The 14,873-nt window shown below is 68.1% G+C and carries 13 protein-coding genes; 6 read left to right on the top strand and 7 right to left on the bottom strand.

The window, feature by feature from the left end; genetic code table 11:
* Positions 1-183 precede the first annotated feature (183 nt).
* Together AC5Y30_RS08935 and AC5Y30_RS08940 are read left to right on the top strand one after the other, a co-directional pair.
* Positions 184-879 (top strand): TetR/AcrR family transcriptional regulator, encoded by a 696-nt coding sequence (locus tag AC5Y30_RS08935; protein WP_499917760.1) that lies wholly within the window; start codon positions 184-186, stop codon positions 877-879.
* Positions 876-1,811, top strand: a complete 936-nt coding sequence (locus AC5Y30_RS08940; RefSeq protein WP_499917761.1) for a R2-like ligand-binding oxidase — start codon at positions 876-878, stop codon at positions 1,809-1,811. Before AC5Y30_RS08935 ends, AC5Y30_RS08940 begins: the two co-directional genes overlap by 4 nt.
* A gap of 10 nt (positions 1,812-1,821) precedes the next feature.
* On the opposite strand, the gene AC5Y30_RS08945 is transcribed toward AC5Y30_RS08940, so the two are convergent.
* The gene (locus tag AC5Y30_RS08945) at positions 1,822-3,240 is read right to left on the bottom strand and encodes an NADP-dependent succinic semialdehyde dehydrogenase (RefSeq protein ID WP_499917762.1); all 1,419 of its coding nucleotides are present in this window, start codon (positions 3,238-3,240) and stop codon (positions 1,822-1,824) included.
* 81 nt (positions 3,241-3,321) lie between these two features.
* On the opposite strand from AC5Y30_RS08945, the gene AC5Y30_RS08950 reads away from it, so the two are divergent.
* Together AC5Y30_RS08950 and AC5Y30_RS08955 are read left to right on the top strand one after the other, a co-directional pair.
* Positions 3,322-4,968, top strand: a complete 1,647-nt coding sequence (locus AC5Y30_RS08950; RefSeq protein WP_499917763.1) for an acetolactate synthase large subunit — start codon at positions 3,322-3,324, stop codon at positions 4,966-4,968.
* An 18-nt stretch (positions 4,969-4,986) separates the two neighbouring features.
* Complete coding sequence (locus AC5Y30_RS08955) at positions 4,987-5,460, top strand: DUF309 domain-containing protein (protein ID WP_499917764.1); 474 nt, start codon at positions 4,987-4,989, stop codon at positions 5,458-5,460.
* Here AC5Y30_RS08955 and AC5Y30_RS08960 read toward each other — a convergent pair.
* Complete coding sequence (locus AC5Y30_RS08960; RefSeq protein ID WP_499917765.1) at positions 5,437-6,030, bottom strand: DUF488 domain-containing protein; 594 nt, start codon at positions 6,028-6,030, stop codon at positions 5,437-5,439. The genes AC5Y30_RS08955 and AC5Y30_RS08960 overlap by 24 nt on opposite strands.
* Before the next feature lie 18 nt (positions 6,031-6,048).
* Positions 6,049-6,261: a hypervirulence associated TUDOR domain-containing protein gene (locus AC5Y30_RS08965; protein ID WP_499917766.1), complete on the bottom strand. Its 213-nt coding sequence runs from the start codon at positions 6,259-6,261 to the stop codon at positions 6,049-6,051.
* A gap of 91 nt (positions 6,262-6,352) precedes the next feature.
* Between AC5Y30_RS08965 and AC5Y30_RS08970 the strand changes: the two genes are divergently transcribed.
* A complete protein-coding gene (locus AC5Y30_RS08970; protein WP_499918229.1) occupies positions 6,353-7,264 on the top strand; it encodes a LysR family transcriptional regulator in 912 nt (303 codons plus the stop codon).
* A 108-nt stretch (positions 7,265-7,372) separates the two neighbouring features.
* The gene (locus AC5Y30_RS08975) at positions 7,373-8,527 is read left to right on the top strand and encodes an NAD-dependent formate dehydrogenase (protein ID WP_499917767.1); all 1,155 of its coding nucleotides are present in this window, start codon (positions 7,373-7,375) and stop codon (positions 8,525-8,527) included.
* 7 nt (positions 8,528-8,534) lie between these two features.
* Here AC5Y30_RS08975 and AC5Y30_RS08980 read toward each other — a convergent pair whose 3' ends face one another.
* From AC5Y30_RS08980 to AC5Y30_RS08995, 4 genes are all read right to left on the bottom strand, one after another.
* Positions 8,535-9,995 (bottom strand): lipase maturation factor family protein, encoded by a 1,461-nt coding sequence (locus tag AC5Y30_RS08980; protein WP_499917768.1) that lies wholly within the window; start codon positions 9,993-9,995, stop codon positions 8,535-8,537.
* 88 nt (positions 9,996-10,083) lie between these two features.
* Positions 10,084-14,274, bottom strand: coding sequence for an alpha-(1->3)-arabinofuranosyltransferase domain-containing protein (locus AC5Y30_RS08985; RefSeq protein WP_499917769.1), 4,191 nt, complete (start codon positions 14,272-14,274; stop codon positions 10,084-10,086).
* A 52-nt stretch (positions 14,275-14,326) separates the two neighbouring features.
* Complete coding sequence (locus AC5Y30_RS08990; protein ID WP_007769006.1) at positions 14,327-14,500, bottom strand: DUF2613 domain-containing protein; 174 nt, start codon at positions 14,498-14,500, stop codon at positions 14,327-14,329.
* Positions 14,501-14,587: 87 nt separating this feature from the next.
* Positions 14,588-14,791, bottom strand: a complete 204-nt coding sequence (locus AC5Y30_RS08995; protein ID WP_499917770.1) for a DUF2613 family protein — start codon at positions 14,789-14,791, stop codon at positions 14,588-14,590.
* Positions 14,792-14,873 lie beyond the last annotated feature (82 nt).

Genomic DNA, 14,873 nt, shown 5'->3' on the forward strand with positions numbered 1-14,873 from the left:
GGGCCTGGCGCCCTCGAGCGTGCAGGTAGTTTAACGCTGGGCCGCGAGCGTGCAGTTAGTTTCACGCTCAACAGTGGTCCTGGTCAGGCGACGTCAAGGCGAGAGGCGACGCCCCGCGCCCACCCTTGACTGTGAGCTCCATCACAGTAGGATGACCAGTGGTCATTAGGTTGAGGAGGGTCATTGCCAACGGTCACCTGGGCGCGCGTCGATCCCGCCCGTCGCGCCGCGATCATCGAAGCCGCGGAGTCGGAGTTCGGGGCCCATGGGTTCTCCCGGGGCAGCCTGAACGTCATCGCACGCCGCGCCGGGGTCGCCAAGGGCAGCCTGTTCCAGTATTTCGCGGACAAGCGTGACCTGTATGCGTTCATCGCCGACATCGGCAGCCAGCGGGTGCGGGCCTACATGGAGGACCGCATTCGCGAACTCGACCCGAGCCGGCCCTTCTTCGACTTTCTCACCGATTGGCTTGACGCGTGGGTGGCCTACTTCGCGGACCATCCGCACGAACGCGCGCTGCACGCCGCGGCGACCCTGGAGGTCGACACCGAAGCCCGCGTCAGCGTGCAGAACGTCATCCACCGCCACTACCTGGAAGTGATGCGTCCGCTCGTCCGCGAAGCACACATCCGCGGCGACCTGCGCGCGGATTCCGACACCGATGCGCTGTTGTCGTTGCTGCTGTTGATCTTTCCGCACCTGGCGCTGGCGCCCTACATGCGCGGGCTGGATCCGGTTTTGGGGCTCGACGAGCCCAGCCCGGAGCAGCCCGCACTGGCGGTGCGCCGGCTCGTGTCCGTGCTGGCCGCCGCGTTCTCGGCCGCGCCGAAAACCCCGCCGGTCGGCTCAGCCCCTAAACGATCTGAGGAGGTCACATGAACAGAACCCGTATAGCCTCGATGGTCGACGGCGGTCTGAACTGGGATAGCTTGCCGCTCAAGCTTTTTGCGGGCGGCAACGCGAAATTCTGGAATCCGGCCGACATCGACTTCTCCCGGGATCGCGAGGATTGGGAACGCCTGACCGACGACGAACGCCACTACGCGACGCGGCTGTGCGCCGAGTTCATCGCCGGCGAGGAATCGGTGACCCAGGACATCCAGCCCTTCATGGCCGCGATGCGGGCCGAAGGCCGGCTCGGCGACGAGATGTATCTGACGCAGTTCGCCTTCGAGGAGGCCAAGCACGTCCAGGTGTTCCGCATGTGGCTGGACGCCGTCGGCATCACCGAGGATCTGCACGACTTCCTCGAAGGCGTGCCGACCTACCGCACGATCTTCTACGAGGAGCTGCCGGACTGCCTGCACGCGCTGACGGTCGATCCGTCGCCGGCCGCCCAGGTGCGGGCGTCGGTGACCTACAACCACATGGTCGAAGGCATGCTGGCGCTGACCGGTTACTTCGGCTGGCACAAGATCTGTGTGGAACGCGGCATCCTGCCCGGCATGCAGGAGTTGGTGCGGCGCATCGGCGACGACGAGCGACGGCACATGGCGTGGGGCACCTTCACCTGCCGGCGCCACGTCGCCGCCGACGACGCCAACTGGGGTGTCTTCGAAACCCGGATGAACGAGCTGATGCCGCTCGGCCTGCGTCTGATCGAGGAAGGCTTCGCCCTCTACGATCCGATGCCCTTCGGGCTGTCGGTGGACGAGTTCATGCAGTACGCCGCCGACAAGGGGATGCGACGCTTCGGCACCATCTCGAGCGCCCGCGGGCGCCCGCTGGGCGAGATCGACCTCGACTACTCACCGCTGCAGCTCGAGGACACCTTCGCCGACGAGGACGAGCGGGCGCTGGCGGCCGTCTAGCGGCGGAACCTCACTCGACCTTGTCGTCGCCCGACGAGGAGCCGCTTTCGGATTCCCCGACCCATACGGTTTTGGCGTTGACGAATGCGCGGATGCCAAGCCCCGCGAGTTCGCGTCCGTACCCGGACCGCTTGACGCCGCCGAACCCCAGCTCGGGATAGGACACCGTCATCCCGTTGATGAAGACCTGGCCGGCCTCGATGTCGTCGATGAACCGCTGCTGCTCGGCCTCGTCGTTGGTCCAGGCGTTGGAGCCCAGGCCGAACGTGGTGGCGTTGGCGATCTCGATGGCCTCGTCGATGTCCGCGGCCCGGTACATCGACGCGACGGGGCCGAACACCTCCTCGGTGTAGAGGGCCATGTCCTTGGTGATGTCGGTGACGACGGTCGGCGGATAGAACCACCCCGGCCCATCGATGGGCTTGCCGCCGAGCCGCACCTTGGCGCCCGCCGCGGCGGCGTCGTCGACCTGCTTGGCGATCTCATCGCGGCCCGATTCGGTGGCCAGCGGGCCCACGTCGGTGTCCGGGTCGGTCGGGTCGCCGACGGTTAGCGCCTCCATCTGCTCGGTGAACTTGTCGACGAACGCGTCGTAGATGTCGGTGTGCACGATGAACCGCTTTGCGGCGATGCACGATTGGCCGTTGTTCTGCACCCGGGCGGTCACCGCGGTCTTGGCGGCCTCGTCCAGGTTGGCCGACGGCATCACGATGAACGGGTCGCTGCCGCCTAGCTCGAGCACGGTCGGTTTGATCTCGTCGCCGGCGATGGCCGCCACCGACTGGCCGGCCGGTTCGCTTCCGGTCAGGGTCGCAGCCGCGACCCGCGGGTCGCGCAGGATGCGCTCGACCGCGCTGGAGGAGACGAGCAGGGTCTGGAAACATCCCTCGGGGAAGCCGCCGCGGGCGATGACGTCGGCGAGGTACAGCGCGCTCTGCGGCACGTTCGACGCATGCTTGAGGATCCCGACGTTGCCCGCCATCAGCGCCGGTGCGGCGAACCGCACGGCCTGCCACAGCGGGAAGTTCCACGGCATCACCGCCAGCACCACCCCGAGCGGCTGGTAGCGGGTGTAGGCCTTCTTCGCGCCCACTGCCTCGGCGTCGGCCGGCTCGTCGGCCAGTAGCTGCTCGGCGTTTTCGGCGTAGTAGCGAAAACCCTTGGCGCACTTCAGCGCTTCGGCCTTGGCCGACTTCAGGGTCTTGCCCATCTCCAGCGTCATCATGGCCGCGACGTCGTCGGCCTCGGCCTCCAGCAGGTCGGCGGTCGCGTTTGCCCACTGGGCGCGCTGGGCAAACGTGGTGTTGTGGCGGTAGTCGAGGAAGCGGTCGTAGGCACGGGCAATCGCGGCATCGACTTCTTGATCGGTGGCCGCGGTGAAGGTCTTCACTGTTTCGCCGGTAGCCGGGTTAATGGTGGCGATGGGCACGTCGGCCCTCCTTCATCGGGTTCGTGGCTGAAAAGTCCAACACCTAGCCTGCCACTATCGTTCCCCTAAGGGAGGTGTCGGATGAGCAAGGCCGCTGAGCTGATCGTCAAGTGCCTGGAAAACGAGGGTGTTTCCGTCGTGTTCGGGGTTCCCGGCGAGGAGAACATCCGGTTCGTGCAGGCGCTCGCGTCGTCGAGCATCCGGTATGTGCTCACCCGGCACGAGCAGGCCGCCTCGTTCATGGCGGAGATGTACGGCAGGGTCACCGGCCGGGCCGCGGTGGTGTCGGCCACATTGGGCCCCGGCGCGATCAACATGCAACTCGGTGTCGCCGACGCCACCACCAACAGCACCCCGCTGGTCGCCATCTCCGCGCAGGTGGGCCACGACCGGGAGTTCAAGGAGTCGCACCAGTACGTCGACCTGGTGTCGATGTTCGCCCCCATCACCCGGTGGGCGGCCGGCATCCCTACCGCGCGCGCCATCCCCGAGATGGTCCGTAAGGCGTTCAAAGTCTCCGAGGCGGAGCGGCCGGCCGCGGTATATCTGGCCGTGCCCGAGCACATCGATGCCGACGAGGCCGACTACGACCTGCGACCGTTGCCTCGCAACGTCGTACGCGCCGACGCCCCGGCCCCCCGCCAGGTGGCGCGCGCCGTCGACGTCCTGCGCAACGCGAAGCGGCCGGTGCTGCTGGCCGGGCACGGCGCCGCGCGCGCCGACGCCACCAAAGCCCTGGTGCGCTTCTCCGAGGAATTCGGCATCCAGGTCGCCAACACCTTCCACGGCAAGGGCGTCATGCCCGACGATCACCCCAACAGCATCGGCACGCTGGGCTTCATGCGGCACGACTACGTCAACTTCGGGTTCGACAACGCCGACGCCGTCATCGCCGTCGGCTACGAGCTGCAGGAGTTCGACCCGGTGCGGATCAACCCGCAGGCCGACAAGAGGATCATCCACGTTCACCGGTTCCCGGCCGAGGTCGACGCGCACTACTCGGTCGACGTGGGGATCATCGGTGACATCAGCGATTCCTTGAACGCCCTCACCGACGCGCTGTCCGGTCACACCTTCGCTCACGCCGCCGACGTCCCCGGCTCGGGTCTGCTGGCCGAGGAATTCCAACGGGGACAACAGGATTCGCGCTACCCGCTGGCGCCGGCGCGGGTGGTGGCCGACACCCGTGCGGCGCTGGGCCGCAGCGACGTCGTCCTGGTCGACACCGGCGCGACCAAGATGTGGATGGCCCGGCTTTACCCCACGTATGAAAAGAACACCTGTCTGATCTCAAATGGCCTGTCCACCATGAGCTTCGCCCTGCCGGGGGCCCTCGGCGTCAAGCTGGCCCAGCCGGAGTGCAAGGTGCTGGCCGTCGTCGGCGACGGCGCGTTCCTGATGAACTCGCAAGAAATCGAGACCGCCGTGCGCGAGCGGATCCCGCTGGTGGTGCTGATTTGGGAGGACGGCGGTTACGGCCTCATAGAATGGAAGATGGACCTCGAACTCGGCGAGCACTACTACGTGAAGTTCAACAACCCGGACGTGGTGACCTACGCGGAAAGCTTCGGCGCCAAGGGATACCGGATCTCTCATGCCGAGGAGCTGCTGCCGACCCTGCGGACCGCGCTCGACGACGACGGCGTCTCGCTGATCAGTTGCCCGGTCGACTACTCCGAGAACCTGCGGCTGACCGACCGCCTCGGTGAGCTGGACGAAACGCTGTAGTTCGGGAAACCGTTGCAGATGTCGGAGCGCGATCGTGACGAATCGGGTCGGCCGCGAAATGCCCGGCCGCGCGACGCTTTTGGCCGACCACTTCCGCCCGGCAGCGCGGGTGTGCCACGCGTCCCGGATGACCTGGCGCTGGCGCCGGCCGAGACCCTCGCGTATGCCCAGGATCTGCTGGATCGCGGTCTCGCCTTCAACGCCCACGAGGTTTTAGAGGCCGCATGGAAGAACGGTCCAACCAACGAGCAGCCACTGTGGCAAGGCCTGACGCAGCTCGCGGTGGGGATCACCCACGTCCAGCGGGGCAACCCGAATGGGGCAACCACGTTGCTCCGTCGCGCGGCAGGCCATCTCGGCCACGCGGACCGGCCGGCGCCGCACGACATCGACGTCGCCGGATTGGTGGACTACGTCAACGCGCTGATCGATGATCTTGCCGCCGGAGTTGATGTCACCGCGTCGCGACTACGGCCCCGCCTCCTGATCTGATACGTCGGTTAGCTCCGACAACGTCGGCTCCGCCGGGTACGTCACGTGCCCGCGCTCGTCGACGACGGGGGTGGCGCCCCATTGACCGAGCCGGTGCTGACGCGGGACCGACCCGCTCATCAGGTGCCATACCGTCCACCCTTGCGCGACAAGGTTGTTCGCGATCAGCTGCCGGTGGCATCGCCAGGGCATCGGCTCGCCACACATGATCGCCAGTCGGTGTGACCGGGCCAGGGTGATCAGCCGGGTGAGGCCGCGCTGGTATTCGCCGGTGAGGGTGTAGTCGGCGTAATTCTTGAAGCTCGCGTTTTGCCAGCCGGCGTTGATGGCGGGATCGACGCTTTGCTGACGGCGGCGTCCGCCGAGCTCGGGAAGGTGGATGTAACCGACGCCGGCGTCACCCAGCCAGCGCGCCATCTCTGCGCTGCCGAACTGGGGGCTGCGTCGCGAGCCAGGCTGAGCGCGCACGTCGGCGAGCAGGTCGATGCGGGCGTCATCCAGGGGCTCCAAGAAGGTCGGCACCGGGCATGTCCAGTGTCCGATGGTCCAGATCTCGTCGTGCTCGCCCATGGTTGTGCCGTGCTCGTTCTAGTCGATCTTCTCCAGGGCGTCGCCCTTGTGCATCGCGACGTGGTCGGTTTTGTCGCTTTTGATCTCGTATTGCGGGTCGTCTTCGGTGCAGTGCCGTTTGTGGCCTTTGTACTCGGTGTCGCGGGTGTGCTTTTTCACGATGGTGCCGCTCACCCGGCCGGCTTCGGAATTCCACCTGACGTGATCTCCGACTTCGAACTGTTTGGGCACCGCGCCTCCTTCGCATACTTCGTGTCACGGCTGAACCTTCGGTCGCCAAGACGAGTACCCGCTAACGGCCGGCGGCATGATCGAATGGCTCATGCTGTTCCGTCAGCTGGAATACTTCGTCGCGCTCGCTCAGGAGCGTCACTTCGCGCGCGCCGCGAGGGCCTGTTACGTGTCGCAGCCCGCGCTGTCGGAAGCGATCCGCAAGCTCGAAGCCGAACTCAACGTCCCGCTGGTGCGGCGCGGACAGAAGTTCGAGGGCCTGACTCCAGAAGGTGAGCGGCTGGTGCCGTGGGCGCGGCGCATCCTGGCCGACCGCGACGCCATGGAACAGGAAGTCACCGCGTTGCGCGCCGGCCTCACCGGCGAATTGCGGCTCGGCGTGGTGCCGGCCGCCTCGACTACCGTTGCGCTGCTTACGGATCCGTTTTGCGCGGCACACCCCTTGGTGCGCGTTCGGCTCGAGGTGAACCTGCGCTCGGCCGGGATCGTCGACCGGGTCCGCAACTTCGAATTGGACGCGGGCATCCTCTACCCCGACCAGCAGGACACGGCCGATCTGCTGGTGACTCCGCTGTACCACGAGCAGCCGGTGCTCATCGCCGCCGCCGAGCTGCTCGGCGATAAAGCGGAAACCATCGCGTGGTCCGAAGCGGTGCAGCTACCGCTGTGTCTGCTCACTCAGGGCATGCGCGGCCGCCGGCTCATCGACGACGCGCTGGCCACCCACGGCCTGCAGGTCGCCGCGCAGCTGGAAACCGATTCCGTGGCCGCGCTATTCGCGCACGTTCGCACCGGCCGGTGGGCGAGTATCGTGCCGCAGCCGTGGATTCACACCCTGGGCGTACCGGTCGGGGTCAGCGTGCTGCGGCTGCGGCGCCCCTCGGTCACGGCGCTGATAGCGCTGGTGACCAACAGGGCAGAGCCGGGCTCGTTGCTGGCGCGCGCATTGCGACGAACCGCGCGCGAGGCCCGCATCGGTGCGACGCTCAGCGAGTTGCCCTGACCCAGCCTCGAGTGATCGGCGTTGCCTATCAGCCGGTCGGAACCGCGTCTTTGACACGACGTGAGCGCCCTCTGAGACTGGGATTGATTCCGCTCAAGGAGGACTTCAATGGCCAAGTGTGTGATGGTGCTCTACCCCGACCCCGTCGATGGCTACCCGCCGACCTACGCGCGCGACAGCATCCCGACGATCCACGCCTATCCCGACGGCAGCACCTTGCCGACTCCGTCCAAGATCGACTTCACGCCCGGTGAGCTGCTCGGCTGCGTCTCGGGTGAGCTGGGGCTGCGCAAGTTCTTCGAAGACGCCGGGCACGAGTTGGTGGTGACGTCGGACAAGGAGGGCCCCGACTCGGAATTCGAGCGTGAGCTGGCCGACGCCGACATCGTGATCTCGCAACCGTTTTGGCCGGCCTACCTGACGAAGGAACGCATCGCCAAGGCGCCCAAACTGAAGCTGGCGTTGACCGCGGGCATCGGCTCCGACCACGTGGATCTGGACGCCGCGAAAGAACGCGGGATCACCGTCGCCGAGGTGACGTACAGCAACAGCATCAGCGTCGCCGAGCACGCGGTGATGCAGATCCTCGCGCTGGTGCGCAATTTCGTGCCGTCGCATCGGTGGGCCGCCGAAGGCGGCTGGAACATCGCCGACTGCGTCGAGCGCGCTTACGACCTCGAGGGCATGGACGTCGGCGTCATCGCCGCCGGCCGGATCGGGCGTGCGGTACTGCGCCGGCTGGCGCCGTTCGACGTCAACCTGCATTACACCGACACCCGCCGGCTGGCGCCGGACGTGGAGAAACAACTCAACGTGACGTTTCACCCCGACGTGGAGTCGCTGGTGCAGGCCGTCGACGTGGTGTCCGTCCATTCACCGCTGTACGACGACACCCGCAGGATGTTCAACGAGCAGCTGATCTCGACGATGCGGCGGGGCTCCTACATCGTCAACACCGCCCGCGCCGAGGAGACGGTCCCGGAAGCGATCGTCGCCGCGCTGAAATCCGGGCAGCTCGCGGGCTACGCCGGTGACGTGTGGTACCCGCAGCCCCCGCCGCCCGACCACCCCTGGCGGACCATGCCGAATAACGCCATGACGCCGCATGTTTCGGGTACCACGTTGTCCGCTCAGGCGCGTTACGCCGCCGGCACCCGGGAGATCCTGGAGAGCTGGTTCGCCGGCAAGCCCATCCGTCCCGAGTACCTGATCGTCGAGGGCGGACGGCTCGCGGGCACCGGAGCGCTGTCCTACCAGAAGTAGGACAGCCTCACCCGGCGCTGGTCGCCGTCGACAGGGCCATCGGTGGCACGTAACCGCCGACCAGGGCGCGATGCCACCAGGCCCGGTCACGGCGCAGCTCCGCCGGTGTGGTGAAGCGATACTGGTAGAGCTGGGCCCGCACCAAGCGGGGCGGAGATTCGGGAAAAGGGTTGTGGCGCAACAAGCGTAGCGTCGCCCGATCGTTTTGCAGCAACCGCTGCATGAAGGGCCTCAGCCATGGCTGCGCGTAGCCGGGCGAGATCGCGGCGAACCACATCAGCCAGTCCAGGCGCAGATGATACGGGGCCCACTGTCGCGGCAACCGGCGCACCGCCCCCGGCTTGCCCTTGAATTCGTATTCCTTCCAGACGGTTTGGGCGGTGATCAGCGCCTCGTCGGTGCCTTCGATCACCACCTCACGACGGATCCGCCCGATACTGCCGAACGCCCCGTAGGTGTTGACCAGATGAAACGAGTTGAACGACATATTCATTCGCTGCCGCGACGACAACATGTTGGCCAACGGCCAGTAGCTCATGAACAACACCGCGGCCGTCACCGCGATTACCAGGCCGACGAACCACAGCGGCTGTGACAAATGCGCCGCCAGACCCCCGTGTGCCGGAACGAGTCCCTCGGGCAGCAGCATCGCCACCGACGCGTCGTCGATTGCGCTGAACGCCAGCACGATTGTCACCCAATTGAGCCAGGCGAAATTGCCCGAGGCGACCAGCCACAGCTGGGTGACGACGATGATCGCGGCGGCCACGCCGGCCACCGGCTGCGGGGCGAACAATCCGAACGGCACGATCAGCTGCGCGAAATGGTTGCCCGCCACCTCGATCCGATGCAGCGGTTTGGGCAGATGGTGGAAGAACCAGCTCAGCGGCCCAGGCATCGGCTGCGTCTCATGGTGGTAGTACAAACACGTCAGGTCACGCCAGCACGGGTCGCCGCGCATCTTGATCAGCCCCGCACCGAACTCGACGCGGAACAACAGCAGCCGAACCATCCAGAGCGTCAGCACCGGCGGCGCCACGGCGTGGTTGCCCAAAAAGATCATCAGGAACCCGGTCTCGAGCAGTAGCGATTCCCAGCCGAACGAGTACCAGGTCTGTCCGACGTTGACGATCGACAGGTAAAGCACCCACAGCGTCAGCCACATCGCCATCGCCGCCCACAGCGGCACCGCGTCGGCGGCCCCGACGGCGATCGCCGCCGACAGTGCCGCGCCGAACCACGAGACGGCCGAAAACAGCCGATCGGAATAGCGCAGGTGGAAAAGGCTCGGCGTGCGCCAGAAGGTTTGCCTGGCCAAGAACTGCGGAATGGGCAGGATGCCGCGCTCGCCGATGAGCGCGCGAAACTGGACCGCGGCCGCGACGAAACCGAGCAGGTAAATCACCGCGGCGCCGCGCTCGAGCACCAGTCTGCCCACCCAATATTCGGGTGCCGAAAACCAGTCCATGGCGCGTGACTCCTCGGTTGGTGGCGGTTACGCCAACCCGCGTATCCAGTCAATCAGCCGGTAAACGGGTAGCCAAGAGCCCGGCCGACTATTCGTCGCGCGGCGCCTGCGCACGTTCGGGTACCGCAACCACCGAAGCGGCAAGCACCGCAACCGAAATCAGTGCCAGCAGCTGGACACCGGCGGAATGGCCGGCGTAGCCGTCGGCCGAGCGCCAGGGCTGCCGCGACAGCGCCGCCCCGGCCAGGATCAGCCCGCTGGCACTGCACACCACGCTGAAGCGTTCCCAACGCCGCCGGCGCAGCGCGTAGCGCAGGCCCAGGGCGATGCCCATCACCACCACACCGCCCCACCCGGCGATCAGGCCGGCCGCAGCCAGCGCCGCGACGCTCGCTGATGCGCCGGGCCGCCACGGCCGTGCGGGCTCGGTCGGGTCGTCCTTTCGCCGGGTGCGCCAGAGCGCGAGCATCGCGAGCAGCGGAAGCAGGGCCAGCCCCACCGCCAGGCCCGCGCGGTAGAGCGAGTTGGAGGCGAACGTCAGCGTGATGGTGCCCGGGTCGCCCGCGGGCACCACCCAGCCCTGTTGCCACCCGTTGACGGCGATCGGCGTCAAGCGGGTCCCGGCGCTGGTGTGTGCCACCCAACCCGGGTTGATGCTTTCCGGGATGACCAGCACCCGGGATGTGGCCGAGGCGGGCGCCTGCACCTCGCGGCGGGCCGGGCCCCAGGCCCGCCATGACGAAACACGCACCGGCTGTGCGGTTTCGGGGGCGGCGGAGGCGGTCAGCTCGGCCCCGTCGACGACGAACTGGGCGCCGGGGCTGACCAAGAGCTCCTGTTGACCCGCGGGCAGCGCGATCGGGTCGCGCTCGCAGGGCACCGCGGCCAGCGGCGCGTCATCCAGGATGGCCCCCACGGTGGTGTGAATCGCGGTGTGCACGAACCGGCCCGCGACCGCGATGACGGGTCCGCGGTCGCATCCGACGCCGATCTCCCGGCCGCGGTTGCGTGCCGCGTCGCCCGGTGCGATCGGGTTGCCGTCGGCGCCCAGCGCCGCGACCTCGGCCAACCCCGGCGGCTTGAGCTGGTCGAAACCCAAAGCGTTGCGGTCGATGACGTCTTGCCAATTCAGCAGGCTGATCGTCACGGTGTCGGTCACCCGGGGTTTCAGCGGCACAATCTGCGTCCCGTCGGGTCGCACCGCGGCGGCCTGCGGGCCGTCGCCCAGGTTGATGGCCACCATCGTCGGGTGGGCGGGCAAGGTCGACCTGCTCGGGACCAGTCGCAACCCGGTGACCTGGGTGGGGCGCGGCAGCGTGAGCGTCAGGGTCGGCGGGGTCTTGTGCTGCACCACACGCTGCGGCGCCGTCCACGCCGTGGCGGGGTCGCCGTCGGCGGCCGCGTACGCGGAGCCGAGAACGTCGACGGTATCCGAATCACCATGAGCCACGGTGACATTCGGTTCAGTGATCAGGTCGGCCAGCTTGGGGCCTTGGCGCGGCCGCACCCACACCGTCGGGGTCACCGACGTCGCCGTCGGCACGGTCAGCGTCCGGCTGAAATTGACCGGTTCCTCCGGTGCCAGGGCCATCGACGGCGCACAGCGCACACCGTCGGGAGCTGGTGCGCAACCCGGCCTGCCCAGCAGTTCCGATCCCAGATCCCACCCGGCGACCGCCGATCCCGGCGGCGGCCCGGGCACCCGCACGGTGTGCCGCAGCTCGACCTGGTGGGCGAATCCGGACGCGTCGTATTGGGTAATCGACAGGTCGGTGATGCCGAACTGCACCCCGGCGGACCCGTCGTCGGTTCCGGCGGCGGTGATTCGCACCCAGGGGGTCTCGCCATAGGGCAGTGCCGCGACCAGCGGCTTGCCCGGCTCGTCGAAGCGCAAAGTGGTGCTGCCGGTGGCGGTCTCGACCAGGATTCGGCGCACCTGGGCGCCGACGGCGGTGGCGCTGGGCGTCAGCGTGATCGCCGCGTTGGTCACCGGGTGGTCGAAGTCGATGCGCATCCATTGACCGACGGCGGCCTGCAGCGAGTTCGACACCCAGGCCGTCGCCGAATCCCCGTCGATCGCGGCGGCGGGGGAGGTGGCCGGCGCGACGTCGGGCATCGCGGTGGAATCCGACGACGAACTCGATACCGTGATCCGCCCGCCGGACCAGGCGCCGGCGACCGGCTCGGCGCCGGGGACGGGGTAGTCGGGCACCCGGTTGTAGGTGTGCCGCGCATCGCCGGGGGCGCGGATCGCCGATGAATGTTGGTCGACCCGGCCATAATCCGTCTCCCGCGCCACCGGGGTGTCGGTGATCATCACCCCCGCATTCATCGGCAGCCCGGTGCCCCGCGCGTCCGCGGAAAGCAGCGTGGGGCCCAGCGGCGGCTGACCCAGCAGTCGCCGGCGCTCGTCGAGGCGCAGCAGCGCCTCGGGTCCGCCGTCGACCCGGGCCAGCCGGTCGGTATCGACGAAATACGGTGTGGCGGGGTCGGTGTCGCCGCCGACCCGATAAATCTCGACCGCCGGGTATCGCGGCCGCAGTCCGCTGTCCGCGACGAAACCCGCCAGGGTGCCCGGCCCCACCGGCGCGCCGAACTGTGCGACCTTGCGCAGCCCCGGTGACCCGTCGACCGCGCGGTGCACCAGGATCGGGCGCGCCGAGCGCGACGTGTCGGGGTCCAGGTCGTTGCGCAAAGCCAGGTAGGAAATGCCTTGGCGGGCAAGGGTATCGGCTAGCCCCGCCGAGGGCCGGCCGGCGGCGAACAAGCGCTGCACCGAATCCAGCGCCCGGATGGTCTGCGGCGGGGTCAGCGGGATGGAATCGCGCACCCCCCACGGGCTGGCGCCCAGCACCTGCAGCGGCTCGTCGTGACTGGTGCCCCACACCTGGGTGGCGAACGGCGCGCCCGGAACCACGAGTACCCGCCCGGGTATCGGCGTCCCGGTGTTGTGTTCGGTGAGCCAGTCGGCGGCCTCGTGCCAGTACTGCGGGATGGCGGTGAAGGTTCCGGGCGGGGCCAGCCGGCCGGTCCACGCCAGTGACGTGCTGACCATCAGCGCCGTCACGACGACGATCGCGGCCGCGACGCGCTTGTCACGCTCGGGATGCGCAAAGGACCGCAGCCACACCAACATTGGTGCGCCGCCCGGCAGCGGTATCCGGCCCAGCAACTGCGCGAGGCCCAGCACCACCGGGATCCTGATCACCGAACCGAGCTTGTGCACGTTGCGCAGCGGGGCGCCACCGGCGTCCAGGAAGGCCTGCACCGCGTGCGCCACCGGCGAGCCCAGGCCGCCGCTGTATCCGGCGGCCATCAACACCACCCCGGTCAACAACATCGTCACCAGCCGCCCGCGCGCCGGCATGGCCGGGCTGGCCAGCCCCGCCAGTCCGGCCGCGGCGACCAGGCAGGTTCCGAGCACGGCGGCCGACCCGGTCACCAGCGGAGCGCCCGCGGTGGCGGTCGGCGCAACGTACGGGGTCCAGCTGTCGGTACCGCGCAACATCTCGACCAGTGACGACCATTGCGTCGTCACGCCGGAGGACTCGATGAAGTCCAGGAACGGGGGGCTGATCGCGCGCAGCATCACCAGCGCCATCACCCACCACAGCGTGGCCAACAGCAGCGCCACCAGCCACCACCCGGTGTACCGCCACCACAACCGGCTCGGCCGGTGGCACGCCCACCAGATCACCGCCGGCAGGCAGCCGGCCAGGGTCGCGATGGCGTTCACCGCACCCATCAGCGCGACTGCCAGCCCCGCCTGCCCGGCCAGCGCGCGCACTGACCGGTGGCCGGAGCCTCGCAGCGCCAGGATCGTGGGCAGCAAGACCCACGGCGCCAACATCATTGGCAGCGTTTCCGACGAGATCGAGCCGAGGGTGGTCAGCACTCGAGGCGACAGCGCAAATGCGACCGCGGCGATCACCCGTGACGCCGGGCTGCCGATCCGCAACGCCTCGGCGACCCGTAGCAGCCCCCAGAAGCCAACCGTGAGCAGCAGCGCCCACCACAGCCGCTGGGTGATCCAGCCGGGCACGCCCAGCGCATGGCCGAGGAGAAAGAAGGTGCCGTGCGGAAACAGGTAGCCGTAGGCCTGGTTCTGCGCCTGCCCGAACGGCAGCTCGCTGTTCCATAGATTGGTTGCCCGGGCCAGAAAGCGCAGCGGGTTGGCGGTGAGGTCAAGCTTGGTGTCGGGGGAGATCCGCCCGGGCGATTGGATGAACGTCAGGGCCAGCGCGAACGCACCGACCAACCACAACCATCGCCGCGACACCGGCTCGGCCGTCGAGCATGAGACCGGCGCTCCGGTCCCCGTCTCCGACCGGCTAGCTACGGTTGCCGTACTCGACCCGGTTGAGCACTGACGACTGCGGATCGCCCCCGGGAAGTGGCGGCTTCGTGTCTTGCTGGACCATCAGCGTGATCCCGAAAATCGCGGCCGCGCCGAGCAACAGGCCAACCACAACGCTCGCTGCGGCGGGCGCAACGATCCGGTTCATTCGACGGCTCCTGAGTGTCGGCTTGCGGTCGTGACTTTCAACCTAGCGCCAACCTAGCAGAAGCCCGCGCTGCCACCGGGCCGCCGGTCACCAGTGCAGACAGTGTCCGTGCACACAGCGGTCGCCGTATTCCACCTGATAGGGACCGGCCGGGAGCGCGGGGCGCTGAACGGGTGGCACCTGCACCAAGCTGTGGTCGGCGACGGCGAGCGTGATTCCGACCGTCGTCGCCACCCCGGCGGACAAACCGACCGCGACGCTGACCGCGGCGGCCAACGTGAAACGGATCATCGCCGGCTCCCTCCCTGCCAGTCAAAAGGCGCCCCGACAAGCCCCAGACCCCTGATCAGCAACGTACCGCTGATGCCCCCTG

The sequence above is a fragment of the Mycobacterium sp. NGS27 genome (assembly GCF_059813005.1).